We start from the raw sequence: 19,074 nt of genomic DNA, 5'->3' as shown, positions 1-19,074 counted from the left end.
GCCCCGCAGTCGCGGGCTGACCAAGCGCAGGCAGCGATGTTGCCGTAGCAGAATGAGGGTATGTGCAGTGTTCATGCAGCCAACCCTAGTGATCTTGATGAAGGCTGGCAAGCATTGCGTGAAAATTGGTAGAAACGATCTTCTACCGCTCTGTCGCGATGTTTTATGGCGCAGCATGGCGCTTGTTTGAAGGAACATTGCGGGGGCGTTTACGGTGAGTCGAAGGCCGGGTATGCCCGGCCTTCGCCCCGTGCTTCAGCCTGGTTGCTGAGCCACCAGGGTCGGGCGCAATTCGCGCATGTCCGCACCGCTCGGATGCTGGAACACGCGTAGGCCGAACTCGGGGAGGATGGCCAGCAGGTGGTCGAAGATGTCCGACTGGATGTCTTCGTAGGCATTCCAGGCGATGGTGTTGGTGAAACAGTAGATTTCCAGCGGCAGGCCATCGGCGGTCGGATTGAGCTGGCGGACCAACAGGGTCATGTTCTGGTGGATGTTCGGGTTGTGGCGCAAGTAGTGTTCGACGTAGGCACGGAAGCTGCCGATGTTGGTAATGCGGCGGGTGTTCACTGCCTCTTTGCCGTGTTCGGCCAGCCTGGTGTTCCAGTCCTGCAGTTCCTGGTCCTTGCGGTCCAGGTACTCATCCAGAAGCATGAAGCGGCGCAGGCGGGCGATTTCCTCGTCGCTGAGAAAATGCACGCTGGTCTGATCCAGGTACAGCGCGCGCTTGATCCGGCGGCCGCCGGACTCCTGCATGCCGCGCCAGTTCTTGAACGGGTCGGTGATGAAGCGCTTGGTCGGGATGGTGGTGATGGTCTTGTCCCAGTTCTGCACCTTCACGGTGTGCAGGGCAATGTCGATCACATCGCCATCGGCGTTGAGCTGGGGCATTTCCACCCAGTCGCCGACGCGCACGATATCGCTGGAAGAAATCTGCACGCTGGCCACCAGTGACAGCAGGGTGTCCTGGAAGATCAACATCAGTACGGCAGCCATGGCGCCGAGACCAGACAGCAGGATCAGCGGCGAGCGGTCGATCAGCGTCGCTACTATCAGGATCGCGGCGATGGCGAAGATGGCGATCTTGATCACCTGCAGGTAGCCCTTGATCGGCTTCAGGTGCGCATTCGGGCGGCGCTGATAGAGGGTGTTGAGAATATCCAGCAGGGCGCCGATGGCCAGTGCGATGGTCAGCACGATGAAGGCGCCGCAGACGTTCTGCGTAACCGTCACCACGGCTTCCGGCATGCCCGGCACTACGGCCACACCGGAGGAGAGCACCAGCGCCGGTACGATATTGGACAGGCGCGTGATGATGCCGCTTTCCTTGATCTGGCCATGGCGGCCAACGGCGGTGGCGCCCACCACGCGGTAGATGGCGCGTACCAGAATGCGTTTGACGATCCAGTTCGACAGCCAGGCGGCAATGATCAGGGCGAGGGTAGCGGTGAGGGTGAGCAGTTCTGGCTGAGTGTTCAGCCAGTCCATCCAGGTGTTGAGCTCATTCGGCATTTCCGGCTCCGAAGCAGGCAGGAGGAAGGGCCGACGCTACAGGGCCGGCCATCTGAGCCGCCGTACCCTAGCAAAAATACTCGGTTAACCCAAACGGCAGCTGTTGCAAGCTGCGTACTCTCAGGGCTTGAACGCGCCGATGAAGATCGCTGGGTCGATCCGCGCGTCGTTGAGGCTGACGTTCCAGTGCAGGTGCGGGCCGGTGGCACGTCCGGTGGCGCCGACCTTGCCGACATGGCCGCCTCGGACGATTTCGTCGCCGAGCTTCACGTCGACCTCGGACAGGTGGCAGAACATGCTGATCAATCCCTGGCCGTGGTCGAGGAACACTGTCTTGCCATTGAAGAAGTAGTCGCCGATGAGGATCACCTTGCCGGCTGCTGGCGCCTTGATCGGGGTGCCGCGGTTGGCGGCGAAATCCAGGCCCGAGTGCGGGTTGCGTTCCTCGCCGTTGAAGAAGCGACGCAAGCCGAATGGGCTGGACAGCGGGCCGTTGACCGGTTTGTCGAACAGCAGGTTGCTCGGCTGGCGTGCGCTGAACTGCCGGTAGGCGCGGGTCTGCTCGGCCAGCTCGCGCTCGATGCGTTTGAGGTTGGCGGCGTTGGGCGTGACCTGCTGCTGGTTCTTGATGGTGATGCGCTGCTCGGTGTAGTGCTTGGCACCCACCAGGAAATTCAGCCTCTGGCCGCCCTCGACCTCTACCTGCTGAGTGCCCGGCTTGACGCTGAGTGGAATGCCGACGATGGCAATCCAGCGCTTGCTTTCTTCATGCACGGTCAGCACCGGCTTGCCCTGATAGCGCACCTTCGGCGCCTGCGCCGGATTACCCAGATCGATCACCGCCACACCACCCGGCACCGGCTTGTCCAGCAGGCGGGTGATGAAGCCTTCGGCATGGGCGGGGAGGGTGAGCGTGAGGGCAATACAGGCCAACAACAATCGCAGCATAGTGGGCATGGAGCTGGGTTTCCGGTTCGAGATCGCGGGCTATGCTGGCGCATATACGCGCCGGTGCAAAGCCCGGCGGACGTCGATGGCCTTTATCAATGTTGCTCGGCAGCCAGTTGTTGCTCCAGCTGTTTGCGCCAGAGGGTGTCGAGTGTCTGCAGTTGCACTGGGCCATACAACGCCGCTGACGCTCCGGTGTGCCAGGCCCAGAGTTGATCGCCGTAGTCGTAATGCCACCATTCGCTGGACAGGTTGCTGAAGCCTTGCGCCGCCATGGCGTTGTAGAGCGTGCGGCGGTTGTCGCGTATCTGCAAGTCACGCTCGCGGTAGTCCGCGAGCTGCTCGAAGTGTGCCGTGGCCGACAGTGGGCTGGCCTCGTCGAAGGCCGTACCCATATCCAGCCAGCGGCCGTCTTCGTCGCACAGGGTGACGTCCACGGCGCCTCCGGTCAGGTGCGGACTTGGCGTGTTGCGGCTGCTGCTGGGCGGCGAGACGAACTGTCGGGTCAGGTGCTCGAGCTGGCGCTCGTCCAGTTTCGGGTAGTACTCGCGGATGGCGTCATACAGGCTGTCGTAAAGGTACTGCTGCACGGCGAACGGGCGCCAGGCATCGAGCACCACCAGATGTATGCCGTGCGGCAGGATTCTGGCTACCTGCAGCAGGCGTTCGAATACAGCCATGCGTGAATAGCATTCGGGCAGCGCATGGCGCACCCCCATGCGGAAATAGGCTGGGTATACGCGCAGCACCCGGCTCAGGCTGAGGGGGTGCAGTGGCTGTTCGTCATCGACGATGGGAATGGCTGCGACGGCTGGCCAGTCCGGCTCGGGCTGCAGCGGGATCGGGGTGGTGAAAGAAGTCATGGCATCAGCTCAGCAGGCGGGGTAACCACAGGGTCAGGGACGGGAAGATGATCAGCAGGTAGAGCACCCCGAGCGCCATCAGCACGAACGGCCAGATACCCTTGAACATCTCGATGATGTCCAGCTTGCTGATTGTCGCGACGATGAACAGGCAGGCTCCCATGGGGGGCGTGATCATGGCGATGGTGATGTTGAGGGTAAAGATCAGCCCCAGGTGTACCGGATCCACGCCGGCGGCCAGGGCCACCGGGACGATGATCGGTGTCAGCAGCATCAGCACCGAGACTTCTTCCATGACCATGCCGCAGATGAAGATGATGGCGCTGATCACCAGCAGGATCAGGGTCGGCGAGTCGCTGAACGGCCCCAGCAGCTCGGCGAAGGCGCTGGCGACCTGGGTGTAGTTGAGTAGCCAGTTGACCACAGACGCGGCGGCGATGATGGCGTAGATACTGCCGGTCAGGCGCACGGTTTCACGCAGCGAGGCCCAGAAGCCCTGGAGCGAGAGTTGGCCGCGCAACAGTCCGATCACCGCGACGTAGAGCACGATGAGGGCGCCCGACTCGGTCGGGGTGACGACGCCCAGGACGATGCCGGCGACGATCAGCACCGGCGCCACCAGCGCGGTTGCTGCACCGGAGAGGGCGGCGAACATTTCGCTCCAGGCCGGTTTGGCATGGCGTGTCTGCAGGCCGGCCTTGTGCGCATAGATTGCGTTCATCGCCATGAAGCCCAGTGCCAGCAACAGGCCTGGCATCACGCCCGCGAGGAAGAGTTCACCGACCGACGTGTTGGTCAGCGAGGAGTAGAGAATCATGAAGATGCTCGGCGGGATGATCGGACCGATCAACGAGCTGCCAGCAGTCAGGCCGGCGGCGAATTTGCGCGAGTAGCCTTCCTTTTCCATCGTGGGCACCAGCAGTGAGCTGAGCGCCGAGGCATCGGCGGCAGCCGAGCCGTTGACACCTGCGAAGAACACGCCGGCCACCACGTTGACGTGACCGAGGCCGCCACGCAGGTGGCCGACCATGGCATTGGCCAGGCGTATCAGGCGTGGGGTCATGCCGGAGGTGTTCATCAGGTTGCCAGCGAGAATGAACAGCGGAATGGCCATCAGCGAGAAGATGTCCATGCCGCCGAAAAAACGCTGCGGCAGGATGTTGATGAACAGGTTGACGTCGACGAACAGGAAGCCGACCAGAGCAGTCAGCAGCAGGCAGAAGAACAGCGGCAGGCCCAGCAGCAGGTTGACGACGAAGGCGAGAAGCATGGCAACACCCATCATGGTTGCACGCTCCCAGTTGTTTCATCGGTGTCGGATGCCGCCGGCCAGGGGCCGCGCAACAGGATCAGCAGCGTCAGCAGGCTGAAGCCGACAGGCAGGCTGAGCAGCGGCCAGGTCCGGCTCACGCCCAGACCCAGGCTGCGAAAGCGCCCGGCATCGAGCGCATAGCGCAGGCTGACCCAACTGGCGAATGCGAAGAAGGCGGTGGCTGCCAGCCATTGATAGAGGCGTACCCAGCGCGCCAGATGCGCAGGCAGGCGCTCTTCCAGCAAATTGATGCGCATGTGGCCGCCATCGACCCACAGGGCGCCCAGCACCAGCATGACGCTGCCGATGATCAGGTAGCGGGCCATCTCATCCAGCCAGATCGGTGCGCTACCGAGCAGGTAGCGGGCGAATACGCCGTAGATGAGCAATAGCAGGTCGAGCAGTAACAAAAGGGCGCCGAGATTGAACAGCAGGGCGCGCACACGTTTGATGAACGCAGGCATGGTGGCTCCGAGGCGAAGACTGGGCCGCGCCCTGTTCAAGCAGGGCGGGCCGTGGCAGACGGTGGGTTACTGGACGGTGCTCAGCCCGACGTCCTGGAGTGCCTTGTCAATCCAGCCGGCATCGATGCTCTGTTCCCTGAGCCAGCTCAGGTAGGCCGGTTGGCCCTGACTGCGAAATGCCTGCAGATCCTCGGTCGAAGGTTCGATGATTTCCATGCCCTTCTCCTTGAGGAAGGCCAGTTCCTTTTCCTGCTGTTGGGCAATCGCCTCACGATTCAGGCGTGTGGCCTCCAGCGCTGCATCGGTGAGCGCCTTGCGATCCTTTGCCGAGAGCGAGTCGAGCATTGCACCGTTGGCCACCAGGAACTGGTCGGAATACTGGATGTTGGCCAGGGTCAGGTATTTCTGCACCTGATAGAGGCTGCCGAGGATGATGTACGAGGTCGGGTTCATTTGTCCGTCGGCTACACCGGAGCGCAGCGCCATGTAGAGCTCGGTCCACGGAATGGGCGTGCCGGAGGCACCGAAGGATTCATACAGGGCGACCTGGCTGGGGTCCATCGCGCGAAAGCGCAGGCCCTTGAAGTCCGCCGGTGCCGCGATTGGCTTCTTGCTGTTGGTGAAATTGAGGAAGCCGCCTTCCTCGACCACTGCCAGCAGTTCCGTGCCCGTGCGCTGTTTGAATTCCTGCTTGGCGGCCTGCCAGTAGGTGCCTTGGTCGAAGAAGCTGTGGGCAGCCTGGGCGTCCTTGAACATGAATGGAATGGCGCTGACGTAGATCTCCGGGAACAGCGGGGCGATGCCGGCAAAAGAGGCCACGTTGAGTCCCGGGCCGCTGATCACCTGTTCCATGCGTTGTTCTTCTTCACCGAGCATGCTGTTGGGGTAGAGCTTGATTTCCAGCTCGCCACCGCTCTTTTCCTCGACCAGACGCTTGACGTTGCTGGCGAACAGGTGAACCGGGTTTTTCTCCAGGTCGGCCGCGCCGTTGTAGCTCATGTTGATGACGGTAGCCGCCTGGGCGAGGGACGCGCTCAAACCCATGGCGGTGAGCAACAGGCCAGTGCCGAAATGGCGGCCGAGATTGCCGAACAGAGTCGTTTGCATATTGTTTTCCTTATGGCAGGACTAGGGTAGAGAAGGGCGCAGACTGCTTGGTTCTTATAGGAAAAGCGAAGCTTTGGCGCAGGAGCAGGGACACGCTAGCCGTTGTCGTGTTGACTATTCAAGTCGATGGGTGATGCATGAAAGTCAACACCTGGACGGCGCTGTCAGGCGCTGCGAGCCAGCCCCGGCGCATCGCCGCTGAAGAAGCGCATGCTTTTGCGCAGGTGCTCCAGGCAGGCCAGGCTGGCCACCGTCAGCTCACGCCCCTGGTGGCTGAGAATGCGCGCGCGGGCATCGCGCAGTGCCGGGTTTGCCATGGGCAGTCGGCGGATGCTGCCGGCTTGCAGCTCATGGCTGACGGTCAGCTCCGGCATGAAGGCCACGCCAATGCCGGATTTGACGAAGTTGGTGAGCACGGCCACCGAGTTGGTACGAAGCTTGGGGCGCAGCTCCATGTGCTCCAGCTGCGCCACCATCACCGCCAGCTGGCCCATGCCGGTGCTGCTGTGGATCAGCGCCAGGGCTTCGCCGCGCAGCTCGGTCATCGATACGGCACCGCGATGGCTGGCCAGGCGATGCTGCGGCGGGATGATCAGGTCGAGTGGCTGGCGGGTGTCGACATGCACCGTCAGGGCTTCGTCCTCGATCGGTGCATAGACCAGTGCGAGGTCGACGGCATCTTCCTTGAGCAGGCCAACGGCCTCGTTGGCACCCGCCATCTGTACTTCCAGGTCGATGCCGGGATAGCGCAGGATGAAGCTCTGCAGCGGCTGCGAAATCAGGTCGGTGATGAAGCCTTCACCGACCGCGATGCGGACGCTGCCCTGACGCAGCCCCTGGAGGTCGCAGAGGCGTGACAGCACGCCCTGCTCGTTGGCGCGCTGCTGGCGGAAGTGGGCGACCAGCATGTTGCCGGCCTCGGTGGGAATCACACCTTGTGGCGTGCGTTCCAGCAGGCGAATTTCCAGTTCCTCTTCCAGCGCGCTCAGTTGTCGGCTGATGGCCGACGGATCGATGTTCAGGTGTTGGGCGGCTTTGCGCAGGGAGCGAAAGTGCACGACCTCATTCAGGTAGGCGAGGGCGCGCTGGCTCAGGCGGGACATCGGCAGGGTCTCCGGCGGCAGTCAATCCAGTAGCGACAGCGTCGCCGGTTGTATGTGGTTGTCTTCGACGCGTACATCCAGTTCGCCCTCGCTCAGGCGCGCCTTGAGGCGCTGGCCCGGCCGGGTCTGTGAGGCGCTGCGCACGGCGTGGCCACGTTCGTCGAGGAGGATGCTGTAGCCACGGCCCAGGGTGGCCAGTGGGCTGACGATCTGCAGTTGCGCGGCCAGGGCGCCCAGTTGCTGACGCTGGTTGCGCAGCTGACCTTGCATGGCACGCGGCAGGCGCGTGGCCAGGCCATCCAGACGCTGGCGCAGCAGGGCCAGGTTGCGCCCCGGATGCTGCGCGGCGAGGCGTGCATCGAGACGGGCCAGGCGCTCGCGTTGATTGGCCAGTTGCTGGTTGAAGGCGCGGCGCAGGCGCATGTCCAGGTCGTCCAGGCGCTGGGCTTGCTGGCGCAGGCGTTCGCCAGGGTGGCGCAGGCGTCGGCTCGTTCCTTCCAGGCGTAGACGCTCGCGAGCCAGGCGTCCTTGCATGTGCAGGACCAGGCGGCGTTGCAGGTTGTGCAGGCGCTGCACCAGTTCGCTGCTGTCCGGGGCCAGCAGTTCGGCGGCGGCTGAAGGCGTCGGCGTGCGCACGTCGGCAACGAAATCGGCGATGGATACGTCCGTCTCGTGGCCCACGGCGCTGACGATGGGCGTGACGCAGGCGGCCACGGCGCGAGCAACGGCTTCCTCGTTGAAACACCAGAGGTCTTCCAGCGAGCCGCCGCCACGGGCCAGGATCAGTGCATCGAAACCCTGCGCGTCGGCGCGCTGCAGGGCGCGGACGATCTGCGCGGTGGCGTCACGGCCCTGCACGGCGGTGGGGATCAGGTTCAGCTCCACCTGCGGCGCGCGCCGGCGGAATACGCTGATGATGTCGCGGATCACCGCACCGGTGGGTGAGGTGACGATGCCGATACGCTTGGGGGGTGACGTCGATGTTGCCGCGGGTGGCGTTGGAGTACGGGCAGACGATGTGCGCGCGATCCACCAGGGTTTGTGCGGCTTCTTGGGTCAGGCCGGGCAGGCTGATGCGCAGTTCCACTTCGATGCCGAAACCGGTGGGGATGGCGCCGATGCCGACGGTGCCTTCGATGAAGGTGTCAGCCGGGATGCTCAGCTTGTCGCGGGCGGCGACGAATTTCAGGGCGCCGAGGAAGCAGGCGGAATAACCGGCAGCGAACAGTTGCTCCGGGTTGGTGCCATTGCCGCCGGCGCCGCCGAGTTCTTTCGGGGTGGTCAGGGCGATGTCGAGGATGCCGTCGGAGGAGACAGCGCGGCCTTCACGGCCACCAAAGGCTTCAGCGGTTGCGCGGTACAGAACGTTTTCGATAGTCATGGCATTGATCCTTGTCGGTGGGGTGGTGATGGATTGGCTTGCTAATCTTTTGTGCGCTAACCGTTTCCATGGAGCGAACTATATTGCGCAAAACATTAGNGCGGCTACTACCGAGGTACCCGGCGAGTCTGGGGTGGACGATCCGAAGTCAGGAAGGTGCTCTACATGGCTACGCTGTCGGCCATTCGCAGCCACAACGAGGTCGTGTACAGCTTCTACCGGCGACTTAAGGAACAGGGGAAACCAGGCAAAGTAGCGGTCGTCGCCTGCATGCGGAAATTGCTTACCATCCTCAATGCGATGCTCCGTGATCAGGCTCATTTCAGGTCTCAAGTGGCTTGACGCTGAACACGGTTGCTCGCCCGTAAGGGGCGAAACCCATCAAGCCAGGCGGCGTGCTAATGGAGAGTGCCAAGTCATCGAAAGCTCACACGTAATTGCCAGTTCGGTGTCAAGCGTATTCTCCCCGCGAAAATGCGATGTACCAAAAAGAAACCCGCCATCAGGCGGGTTTCTTCATTCCGGCTGGCTGTCAGGCGCCGGTAGCCGAACGCGGAGCGACCGGCTGGTTGTCGTTGGAGATGGTCACCTCCACACGACGGTTCTGTGCGCGACCGGAGTCACTGGAGTTGTCCGCGACCGGATACTCCTTGCCATAACCCTGGGCGACGATGCGCGTCGGCTCCACGCCAGCGCGAATCAGTGCGCGACGTACGGACTCGGCGCGACGTTCGGACAGGCCCTGGTTGTAGCTGGCCGAGCCGACGCTGTCGGTATAACCCTCGACGATCACCTGACGCTCCGGGTTTTCCTGGAGGAAGCGCGCCAGTTGGGTGACGTTGGGCAGTGCGCTGCTCTTGAGTTCGGCCTTGTTGAAGTCGAACAGGACGTCACCGAAGGTCACCAGCGTGCCGCGTTCGGTCTGCTTGGCGTTGAGGCTGTTCTGCAGCTTGCGGATTTGCGCATCGCGAGCATCGAGCAGGGCCTGGGCGCGCTGCGCCGAGGAATTCTTCAGCTCGGCTTCGGCATTGCGCAGGACGATGGTCTGCTTGGCCACCTCGACGCGCTTGTTGGTCAGGTAGGCCAGTTGGTCGACCTTCTTCTCGTCTTCCTCTTCCATGTAGGCCTTGTCGGCCTTGTTCAGCCATTCCTGGGCTTCCTTGGTTTCCAGCGCTGCGACCTTGCTCGCCTGCGGATCGCTCTGCAGGGAGGAGAAGTTGCTACGCGCCGACTCCAGGTTGGCATTGGGCTGGTGCGAGCAAGCGGCCAGGCCGACGCTCAGGGCAAGAAGGGCGGGGATCATCACGTGTTTACGCATGGCGTTCATCCTTTGATCTGTCAGCGAATGGGTGGGGTGCATGGCGCTCACTGAGCGTTACGCATGCCTTCCTCACGCAGTTCCTGAACACCCTGACGGGCGTCTTGCAGTGCCTGCTCGGCTTTGGCGGCCTGGGCCTTGCGCTCGGCGAGTCGGGCGTCCCACTCAGCCTGTTCAGCCAGGCGGCGGGCCTTCTCGTACTCTTCCTCATGCATGGCCAGTTCGGCTTCTTTGAGCTTGTCCTGCGCGGACTTCATTTCCACGGCGGCAAACTCGGTACCGCCTGCGCTGATTGCCGAGTTCACGGCAGACTGCGTCACGGCGTATTGTTCGCTGGGCGGGTTACCCGCACAGCCAGCGAGTACCAGGCTGCTACCCAGTGCCAGGGCGGTCAGTTTGATCCCGTGCAGGCGGCTGCGTGGGGCTTTCTCGGTATGGGTCTTCATGGCGGCTAACTCCATTTGAAACACTCCTATGAACGACGATATCCGTGGCAATTGGTCCATCGTGCTGCTCGTCTACCAAGGGTCTTGGCGATATTGGCGTGCCACGATGGCCTGCAGTTGGGACCCGCTCGTTTTTCGAATGGTTCAGAAAAAAAGACAGTTAGCTCATGATTTTTTTGATGACCGATCAGTCAGTTAATCGCTGCTCTGGTAGCCCTTGAAGCGGGCGGTGAGGTTCGTCAGGAAACCTCAATCCATTATGGATACTGGGTTTTGAGCTGTTGGCAGGCTGGTGGCGGGCGCGACAAAGGCGCCCCTGGAACGTCCAGGTTCGCTGTCGCTGTTGCGTTAAGCAGCTTGGATATTCGACGTTCAGGCTCTAAGCAAGCGAATTTGAACGATATATCGAACGAGCGAGCGCCTTTCCAACATCAGTGGCTCGTATCCTTGCCCATTTCACTGAGCTCACGCAGGTATTTGCGCGACAGCGCCAGAAAGCGCGGTGTTGGCCCTATATCCTCGTAGAGCGGGTCGCCTTGTTCGTCCAGTGCCACGACCTTGCTGCCGCGCACATAGGGCAGGCTGGCCTCGAGTTCCTCAAGCGCCGCACCGATCAGCTCGCCTAGCAGTTCCTCGCTGTGGTGCTTGGGGTACATCTCGGTGAGCGCCGCCAGGCGAGCGGCCGACTCGACATCCAGGTGAATGTGATAACGGGTTGGGGTCAGGTGCCCCTTGGCATTCTGTTCCCAGTGTTTTGCCAGTTCGCGAATTCTCATGTCGTCACTCCTCACGGGTGGCGCAGCTGATGCCGGCTAGCGCATCCACTGCCCCTGTCAGTAAGCCTAGTCCCAGCACGCATGCCTGCCTGGGTACGCGTCGCACCCTTGTAAGAAGTTGGCGTGCTGTGCACTCTGTTGACACTGAACAGGATAAGGAGTGCGACATGGCGGAAATCGATGCGCGCCTGCGTGAAGAGGTGCACCTGCTCGGCGAACTGCTCGGGCATACCATCAGCACCCAATTGGGCGACGAGTTTCTCGACAAGATCGAACGCATACGCAAGTCGGCCAAGGCCGGTCGTCGTGGCTCTGCCGCGGGTGCCGAGCAGTTGACCAGCACCCTGGGGGACTTGGGTGACGACGAACTGTTACCAGTGGCACGGGCCTTCAATCAGTTTCTCAACCTGGCCAACATCGCCGAGCAGCAGCATCGCGTGCGTCGCCGCCGTGCCGGTGAGCCCGAGCCGTTCGAATTGCGCGTGCTCGACGAGCTGCTCGAACGCCTGCTCGCCGCCGGGCAGGGCAGCGATGAACTGGCGCGCCAGCTGGGGCGCCTGGACATCGAACTTGTGCTGACTGCGCACCCGACCGAAGTGGCGCGACGTACTTTGATCCAGAAATACGATGCCATCGCCGCGCAACTGACGGCACTGGATCACAGCGATCTGTTGCCAACAGAACGTGAACGTATTGCCCAGCGCCTGCAGCGGCTGATCGCCGAGGCCTGGCACACCGAAGAAATCCGCCGCAGCCGGCCCAGTCCGGTGGACGAGGCCAAATGGGGCTTCGCCGTCATCGAGCATTCGCTGTGGCAGGCTGTGCCGCAGTTCCTGCGCCGCGCCGATCAGAGCCTGCAGGCTGCCACCGGCCTGCGCCTGCCGTTGGAGGCCGCGCCGATTCGTTTCGCCTCGTGGATGGGCGGCGACCGTGACGGCAACCCCAATGTCACCGCGCGCGTGACCCGCGAGGTATTGCTGCTGGCGCGCTGGATGGCCGCCGATCTCTATCTGCGCGACATCGACAATCTGGCTGCGGAGCTGTCCATGCAGCAGGCCAGTGACGAACTGCGTGCGCAGGTAGGCGACAGTGTCGAACCCTACCGCGCATTGCTCAAGCAGCTTCGTGAGCGTCTGCGCGAAACGCGCAGCTGGGCGCAGCAGGCGCTCACTGCCGAGGTGGCGCCCAGTGCTGCAGTGTTACGTGACAACCATGATCTGCTGGCGCCGCTGCAGCTCTGCTACCAGTCGCTGCATGCCTGCGGTATGGGCGTCATCGCCGATGGTCCGCTGCTCGATTGCCTGCGTCGAGCAGCCACTTTCGGCCTGTTTCTGGTCCGCCTCGATGTTCGCCAGGATTCCGCCAGGCACGCTGCGGCGATGTCGGAAATCACCGATTACCTGGGCCTCGGTCGCTACGCCGAATGGGACGAGGAGACGCGCCTGAGCTTCCTCCAGCGCGAGCTGGAAAACCGCCGGCCACTGCTGCCAAGCGACTATCGCCCTTCGGCCGATACTGCCGAAGTGCTGGCGACTTGCCGTGAGGTGGCCGCAGCTCCTGCCGCATCGCTGGGCTCCTACGTGATTTCCATGGCCGGTGCCGCCTCCGACGTGCTGGCCGTGCAACTGCTGCTGAAAGAGGCCGGGTTGCGCCGACCGATACGGGTGGTGCCACTTTTCGAAACCCTGACCGATCTGGATCATGCCGGGCCGGTGATCGACCGCCTGCTGGGGTTGCCCGGCTATCGCGCGCGCCTGCATGGCCCGCAGGAAGTGATGATCGGTTATTCCGATTCGGCCAAGGACGCCGGTACAACCGCCGCAGCCTGGGCGCAGTACCGTGCCCAGGAGGAATTGGTGCGTCTGTGTCGCGAGCATCAGGTCGAACTGCTGCTGTTCCACGGTCGCGGTGGCACCGTTGGCCGTGGTGGTGGCCCTGCTCACGCGGCCATCCTGTCGCAACCGCCCGGCTCGGTGGCGGGGCGTTTCCGCACCACCGAGCAGGGGGAAATGATCCGCTTCAAGTTCGGTCTCCCGGATATCGCCGAGCAGAACCTCAATCTCTATCTCGCAGCAGTGCTGGAAGCCACGCTGCTGCCGCCACCGGCGCCGGAACCGAGCTGGCGGGCGATGATGGATTGCCTTGCCGATGTCGGGGTGAAGGCCTATCGCGGGGTGGTGCGCGAGCATCCACAGTTCGTCGAATATTTCCGCCAGGCCACGCCGGAGCAGGAGCTCGGGCGCTTGCCGCTGGGCAGTCGTCCGGCCAAGCGGCGCGAAGGCGGCGTTGAGAGCTTGCGGGCGATCCCGTGGATCTTCGCCTGGACACAGACGCGTCTGATGCTGCCGGCTTGGCTCGGCTGGGAGCAGGCATTGGGGCAAGCCCTGCAAGGCGGTGATGCTGAGCTACTGAAAAGCATGCGCGAGCAATGGCCGTTCTTCCGTACGCGCATCGACATGCTGGAGATGGTCCTGACCAAGGCAGACGCCAGTATTGCCGCCCTCTATGACGAGCGTCTGGTCGAACCGGCGCTGCAGGCGCTGGGGGCGCAGTTACGCGACCTATTGTCGCAGGCGTGTGCTGCCGTGCTGGAACTGACCGGTCAGTCGCGTTTGCTCGCGCACAACCCGGAAACCCTGGAATCGATCAGCGTGCGCAACACCTACCTAGACCCGCTGCACCTGTTGCAGGCTGAGCTGCTGGCGCGCTGCCGGCAACGTGAACAGGCGCCGGAGAGCCCTCTCGAACAGGCCTTGCTGGTCAGCGTTGCCGGTATTGCAGCGGGCTTGCGCAACACGGGGTGAAGGGCAGCGGGCACTGGTGGACAACTGCCTGACCTGCGCCGCGAAGCAGGTCCAGGCCGCCGGGAGGAGGGTTTTTATCCGACTTTTGGCGGCTTGTGCGCCTGGGGTGCGCTGTGTATCTTGAGCAGCCTTTTGGCCGCTACGGCTGCCGCACTACATTCAAGAGATTGGCCCCACGAGGCGAGTCCGACCGATTACTACATAACTCTTGAGGAGCACATCGATGCGCGTGATTCTGCTGGGGGCGCCCGGTGCCGGCAAAGGTACCCAGGCTCGCTACATCACCGAGAAATTCGGCATTCCGCAAATCTCCACTGGCGACATGCTGCGTGCTGCGGTCAAGGCTGGCACCGAGCTTGGTCTGAAGGCCAAGAGCGTGATGGACGCTGGTGGTCTGGTCTCCGACGACCTGATCATCAATCTGGTCAAGGAGCGCATCGCTCAGGCCGACTGTGCCAATGGCTTTTTGTTCGATGGTTTCCCGCGCACCATTCCGCAGGCCGAAGCGCTGCGTGATGCTGGCGTCGCTCTGGATCACGTGGTTGAAATCGCCGTGGAAGACGAGGAGATCGTCAAGCGTCTGTCTGGCCGCCGTGTTCACCCGGCTTCCGGCCGCGTCTACCACACCGAGTACAACCCGCCAAAGGTTGCCGGCAAGGACGACATCAGCGGTGAAGAGCTGGTTCAGCGCGAAGACGACAAGGAAGAAACCGTGCGTCATCGCCTGTCCGTCTACCACTCGCAGACCAAGCCGCTGGTGGACTTCTATCAGAAACTCTCCGCTGCATCCGGTACCCCGAAATACAGCCATATTCCGGGTGTCGGCAGCGTCGAAGAGATCACCGCGAAGACTCTGGCGGCTCTGGACTGAGTTCAGATCTCCAGCTGTCATCATGACAAGGCCCCGCAAGGGGCCTTGTTCGTTTATGGAACCTGATACGTTCAGGTCGCTCTCAAGCATGGCCGCGCAACGTGTGCCGGCTAGTATCGACGATGCAGCCTCCGGCCTGCGTCGGGGCGTGTCGATAACCTATAAGGAAGAGGGCATTCAATGACCGAGAAACGCATCTGGCTGGGCCTTGCGGTATCGCTGCTGGCCACTCCGCCGGCATTTGCCGACACCGCGACGAATTGTTCCGTCGCCGAATTCACCATGGGCTTGCGCTTTCAGCAGCAGTCCGCGGAAATCCAGGCGTTGCAGTTGCAGGCCTACAACATCGCCACGGAGAAACTCGACAAGGCTGTGGCGGCGGCGAAGGATCCATCGAAGCTGGCTATCGTCACCGATCTCGATGAAACCGTGATCGACAACAGCGCCCTGCTGGCGCGCGATCTGGCCAACTGTCACCAGTACGACGCCTGGGACACCTGGCTGCCGTGGGAGCGTGACGGCACTCCCGTGCTGATCCCAGGTGCGAAGAAATTCCTCGAGCACGCCGACACGCTCGGCGTGACCATCCGCTACATCTCCGACCGCGCCGACGAGCAGAAGAAGTACACCCTGGCCACGCTGAGCAAGCTGGGTCTGCCGCAGGTGTCGGAGGAGAGCGTGCTGCTGCTCGGGCCGCCCAAGGTCGAGCGCCGCGCCATCGTCAGCGCCGATCATCAGATCATCCTGCTGCTGGGTGACACGCTGCATGATTTCGACGCACGCTTCCGCAAGACACCGCTCGACGCACAGCGCAATACCGTTGCCGAAGAGTCGGACAAGTGGGGCGTCGAGTGGATCGTGTTCCCCAATGCCGGCTACGGCACCTGGTCCAAGGCGCCGCTCAAAGGCTGGGATGCCGAGCCGGTGGTCGAGCCCTGGTAAGAGCCTGTTCAAAGTCTGCTGCGCGTCGGCCCTGCCGCGTTAAAAACAGGCTCGGACAGTGACTTGTCACTGAACGTCCGCAGGACGGCCCGCAGGGCGAGCGCAGCGAGTAATGCTCATGTACAAAAGTACAGTCGCCCGCGACTCCGACCGTTCCTCGCCTGTTTGATTCGCTGGCGCTCACCCTTCGGGCCAGCCTTCGGCTGTTACTCCCGTTGGTCGTTGCGCCTTGCATTGCTCTAGCTCGCGAGACTTTGAGCAGGCTCTAAGGGCGCCCGTCGGTCGCTCTGCGCAAGTCAGGCGCCGTCATGGCGCTGGAAAAAATGTTGTCGAGCCGGTCTAATGCCGGCTCTTTTTCTTCAGCTGTCCGAATGCAATGACCACTCTCCTGGCCCTCGATACCGCTACCGAAGCCTGCTCCGTCGCGCTGCTGCACGATGGTCGCGTGCTCAGCCACTACGAAGTCGCCCCGCGCATGCACGCGCAGCGCCTGTTGCCGATGATTCAGCAACTGCTGGGAGAGGCGGGTATCGCCGCATCGGCGCTGGATGCCATCGCCTTCGGCCGTGGCCCTGGTGCATTCACTGGTGTGCGCATCGCTATCGGCGTGGTGCAGGGGTTGGCCTTTGCCCTGGATCGACCGGTGCTGCCGGTCTCCAATCTCGCCGTGTTGGCTCAGCGTGCGCTGCGTGAGCAGGGCGCGACCCAGGTCGCAGCTGCCATCGATGCACGCATGGACGAAGTCTATTGGGGCTGCTACCGCGCCGAGGCTGGCGAGATGCGTCTGCTCGGTCAGGAGGCAGTGTTGCCGCCGGAGCAAGCCGAGGCGCCGCGTGGCAGCGAGGGCGAGTGGTTCGGCGCCGGCACCGGTTGGGGCACCTTCGCCGCGCGTATCGCCCTCACGCCAACGAGCATGGATGGCAGCATGCTGCCACATGCCGAAGACCTGCTGAGCCTGGCCCGCTTTGCCTGGGCGCGTGGCGAGGCGGTGCCCGCTGATCAGGCGCAGCCGGTGTACCTGCGTGACCAGGTCGCCACGCCGAAAGCGCCGCCGGCATGACAACTGGTCGGATGCCTGGCGTCAGAATCCCCTTGGCATTTGCCAAGGACGATGCCCGCCGCTACATTGCCAGCACTGTCCCTTGTTCAGCCGAGCCCACCGAGCAGTCCTAGATGCGGATCGACGGTTACCTACCTTCCTACTCGCCAGATCGCGGCCCCCGTTCGGGCACCGCGGTCACGCCCTATCGTGAGGCGCAGCGGGAGGTCGAGGCTCAGCGCGAACAGCCGGCTGCCCCGGCCAGCAGCCAGGGTCTGGAGCAGACACCGCAGATTCGCCGTGTGCAGGCCAGCAGCAGTAACACCGATAGCCTGCCGACCCGCTCGCAGGACCTCGGTTATCAACAGCCTACGCTGAGTAACCGTGCCGCTCAGGCGCTGGCCAGCTACAGCACCACCGCCGCTTACGCCAGCGAGTACGATGCGCAGGAAGTGCTCGGGCTCGATCTCTACGCGTAACCCCGTTTCACGCCCTCTCAGCCAGGTCCGCTAAACAGATCGATGAGCGCTGCGCTTCCCTATTACCTTGGTTGTCCGTCCTGGAGCGAAGCTGCCTGGCGAGCCACGCTGTATCCGCAGGATACCCGGCCAACCGAGTTTCTCAGCCGCTACACCGAGGTGTTCAACGCGGTGGAAGGCAACACAACGTTCTACGCCAGGCCCAGCGAGCAAACGGTGGCGCGCTGGGCGCAGGCGATGCCGATGCACTTTCGCTTCTGCGCCAAGTTGCCGCGAGACATCAGTCATAGCGAGGATCTCTGCCAGCAACTGGATGAGGTCACGCAGTTTCGCCAGTTGCTGGCGCCGCTCGGCGAACGGGTAGCGCCTTACTGGCTGCAGCTGCCGGCCAGCTTCGGACCGTCGCGGTTGGCGGAGCTGGCGGCGTTCATCGAGCATTGGGGGGACTGGTCTCTGGCGATAGAAGTGCGCCACCCGGAATTCTTCGCCAAGGGCGATGCCGAGCGCGTGCTCAATCGCCTGCTGCACGAGCGTGGTATCGAGCGTATCTGCCTGGATTCGCGTGCGCTGTTCAGCTGCGATTCGCAGGAGCCCGCCGTGTTGTATGCGCAGGGGAAGAAACCGCGCCTGCCGACTCGGCCCACTGCGTTCAGTCAGGGCCCGCAGTTGCGCTTCATCGGTCATCCCGAGTTACTGGCCAACGACCCCTTCATGCAGCCCTGGCTGGATAAGGTCGCCGGTTGGATCGAGCAGGGGCTGTCCCCCTACGTATTCGCTCACACCTCGGATAACCGCCTGGCACCTGAGCTGGCGCGGAGGTTTCATGAACAATTGATGCTGCGGCTGCCAGGCTTGCCCGAACTGCCGGTATTGCACACGGAACCGGAACTGGAGCAGCTCGGCTTGCTCTGATGGAGGATGAATATGCTGATACGGATAATCGGCCGTTTGCTGTTGCTCTCCCTGCTCTTGGGCGCAGCGCTACTGGTGGCTCTGTGGCGCGGATGGCTGGATGTAGCGCCGCGCTTCAACCCCTGGGCGCCGCTGGATGTTCGAGAGGTGCCGAATCTGCTGACCCCTTTCAAGCTCTGGCGTTTGAGCGAGGATCGCGAGTTGTGCGACCTGGCGCTGGCGACGTCCGGGCTGCGTTTCATCCGTCTGGCCGACAGCACGCCACACCCGGGCTGCCCGGTGGAGAACGCCGTGCGCATCCAGGGTGCCAGCGTTGGCCTGAGCAGTAGCTTCATGGCCACCTGCTCGCTGGCGGTGAGTTTTGCCCTGTTCGAGCGACATGGGCTGCAGCCGGCTGCGCAGGCGGTGTTCGGCCAGCCGGTGACCCGCGTCGAGCATGTCGGCAGCTTCGCCTGTCGCAGCATTGCCGGTAGTCAGCGGCCCAGTCAGCATTCCTATGCCAACGCGCTGGATATGGTCGGCTTCCGTCTGCGTGACGGCCAGCACATCGGCGTGCTGCGTGACTGGCCGGGGCAGGGCGACAAGGCACGCTTTCTGCGCCTGGTGCAGCAAGCGGCCTGCGACACTTTCAACCTGACGCTGGGGCCGGACTACAACACCGCCCATCGCGATCACTTTCATGTGGATATGGGTATGTGGCGGATGTGTCGCTAGCGCGGGATGTCACGGATCAACTGGCGGTCGGGCGGCTTTGCGTAGGGTGTGCCGTGCGCACCGAGCAAGCACCACAGTATTCC

Annotated in this window: 17 protein-coding genes and 3 pseudogenes; 8 read left to right on the top strand and 12 right to left on the bottom strand. The window is 63.0% G+C overall.

Annotated features, from left to right (window positions below; genetic code table 11):
• Positions 1-255: 255 nt before the first annotated feature.
• From GV002_RS18825 to GV002_RS18785, 9 genes and pseudogenes are all read right to left on the bottom strand, one after another.
• Positions 256-1,512 (bottom strand): mechanosensitive ion channel family protein, encoded by a 1,257-nt coding sequence (locus GV002_RS18825; protein ID WP_160019806.1) that lies wholly within the window; start codon positions 1,510-1,512, stop codon positions 256-258.
• A 120-nt stretch (positions 1,513-1,632) separates the two neighbouring features.
• On the bottom strand, positions 1,633-2,460 hold the full coding sequence (locus GV002_RS18820; RefSeq protein ID WP_160020204.1) for a peptidoglycan DD-metalloendopeptidase family protein: 828 nt from the start codon (positions 2,458-2,460) through the stop codon (positions 1,633-1,635).
• Between the two features lie 95 nt (positions 2,461-2,555).
• Positions 2,556-3,323 (bottom strand): M15 family metallopeptidase, encoded by a 768-nt coding sequence (locus GV002_RS18815; RefSeq protein WP_160019805.1) that lies wholly within the window; start codon positions 3,321-3,323, stop codon positions 2,556-2,558.
• Positions 3,324-3,327: 4 nt separating this feature from the next.
• Positions 3,328-4,608: a TRAP transporter large permease gene (locus GV002_RS18810; protein ID WP_160019804.1), complete on the bottom strand. Its 1,281-nt coding sequence runs from the start codon at positions 4,606-4,608 to the stop codon at positions 3,328-3,330.
• Entirely contained in the window at positions 4,605-5,099 is a 495-nt protein-coding gene (locus GV002_RS18805) for a TRAP transporter small permease (protein ID WP_160019803.1), read from the bottom strand. Before GV002_RS18805 ends, GV002_RS18810 begins: the two co-directional genes overlap by 4 nt.
• Before the next feature lie 66 nt (positions 5,100-5,165).
• On the bottom strand, positions 5,166-6,206 hold the full coding sequence (dctP, locus tag GV002_RS18800; protein WP_160019802.1) for a TRAP transporter substrate-binding protein DctP: 1,041 nt from the start codon (positions 6,204-6,206) through the stop codon (positions 5,166-5,168).
• 164 nt (positions 6,207-6,370) lie between these two features.
• Positions 6,371-7,309, bottom strand: coding sequence for a LysR substrate-binding domain-containing protein (locus GV002_RS18795; RefSeq protein ID WP_160019801.1), 939 nt, complete (start codon positions 7,307-7,309; stop codon positions 6,371-6,373).
• A gap of 21 nt (positions 7,310-7,330) precedes the next feature.
• Positions 7,331-8,278: pseudogene (gene xseA / locus GV002_RS18790) on the bottom strand (exodeoxyribonuclease VII large subunit); the annotation flags it as partial.
• A 1-nt stretch (position 8,279) separates the two neighbouring features.
• Positions 8,280-8,690: pseudogene (locus tag GV002_RS18785) on the bottom strand (organic hydroperoxide resistance protein); the annotation flags it as partial.
• Between the two features lie 100 nt (positions 8,691-8,790).
• Between GV002_RS18785 and GV002_RS24385 the strand changes: the two are divergent.
• A pseudogene (locus GV002_RS24385) lies at positions 8,791-9,032 on the top strand (IS110 family transposase); the annotation flags it as partial.
• A 190-nt stretch (positions 9,033-9,222) separates the two neighbouring features.
• Here GV002_RS24385 and GV002_RS18780 read toward each other — a convergent pair.
• From GV002_RS18780 to GV002_RS18770, 3 genes are all read right to left on the bottom strand, one after another.
• Complete coding sequence (locus tag GV002_RS18780) at positions 9,223-10,008, bottom strand: OmpA family protein (protein ID WP_160019800.1); 786 nt, start codon at positions 10,006-10,008, stop codon at positions 9,223-9,225.
• A gap of 47 nt (positions 10,009-10,055) precedes the next feature.
• Complete coding sequence (locus GV002_RS18775; RefSeq protein WP_178094727.1) at positions 10,056-10,469, bottom strand: DUF4398 domain-containing protein; 414 nt, start codon at positions 10,467-10,469, stop codon at positions 10,056-10,058.
• A gap of 416 nt (positions 10,470-10,885) precedes the next feature.
• Positions 10,886-11,230 (bottom strand): pilin assembly protein, encoded by a 345-nt coding sequence (locus GV002_RS18770; protein WP_160019798.1) that lies wholly within the window; start codon positions 11,228-11,230, stop codon positions 10,886-10,888.
• 167 nt (positions 11,231-11,397) lie between these two features.
• Here GV002_RS18770 and ppc point away from each other — a divergent pair, with 167 nt between their 5' ends.
• From ppc to GV002_RS18735, 7 genes are all read left to right on the top strand, one after another.
• Positions 11,398-14,034 carry a phosphoenolpyruvate carboxylase gene (ppc, locus tag GV002_RS18765; RefSeq protein ID WP_160019797.1) on the top strand — a complete coding sequence of 879 codons (2,637 nt, stop codon included), beginning with the start codon at positions 11,398-11,400 and terminating at the stop codon, positions 14,032-14,034.
• Positions 14,035-14,257: 223 nt separating this feature from the next.
• Positions 14,258-14,905, top strand: coding sequence for an adenylate kinase (adk, locus tag GV002_RS18760; RefSeq protein WP_017675094.1), 648 nt, complete (start codon positions 14,258-14,260; stop codon positions 14,903-14,905).
• A 180-nt stretch (positions 14,906-15,085) separates the two neighbouring features.
• Complete coding sequence (locus GV002_RS18755) at positions 15,086-15,847, top strand: 5'-nucleotidase, lipoprotein e(P4) family (protein ID WP_160019796.1); 762 nt, start codon at positions 15,086-15,088, stop codon at positions 15,845-15,847.
• A 376-nt stretch (positions 15,848-16,223) separates the two neighbouring features.
• Positions 16,224-16,907, top strand: coding sequence for a tRNA (adenosine(37)-N6)-threonylcarbamoyltransferase complex dimerization subunit type 1 TsaB (gene tsaB, locus GV002_RS18750; protein WP_160019795.1), 684 nt, complete (start codon positions 16,224-16,226; stop codon positions 16,905-16,907).
• 113 nt (positions 16,908-17,020) lie between these two features.
• On the top strand, positions 17,021-17,365 hold the full coding sequence (locus GV002_RS18745) for a hypothetical protein (protein WP_160019794.1): 345 nt from the start codon (positions 17,021-17,023) through the stop codon (positions 17,363-17,365).
• Between the two features lie 42 nt (positions 17,366-17,407).
• Complete coding sequence (locus tag GV002_RS18740; RefSeq protein WP_160019793.1) at positions 17,408-18,277, top strand: DUF72 domain-containing protein; 870 nt, start codon at positions 17,408-17,410, stop codon at positions 18,275-18,277.
• Positions 18,278-18,289: 12 nt separating this feature from the next.
• Entirely contained in the window at positions 18,290-18,991 is a 702-nt protein-coding gene (locus GV002_RS18735; protein WP_160019792.1) for an extensin family protein, read from the top strand.
• Positions 18,992-19,074 lie beyond the last annotated feature (83 nt).

The sequence above is a fragment of the Pseudomonas sp. 8O genome (genome assembly GCF_902506495.1).
Taxonomy (GTDB): Bacteria; Pseudomonadota; Gammaproteobacteria; order Pseudomonadales; family Pseudomonadaceae; genus Aquipseudomonas; species Aquipseudomonas chaetocerotis.
Note: the sequence above shows the minus strand (reverse complement) of the source record. Positions and strands in the feature narration are given on the sequence as shown.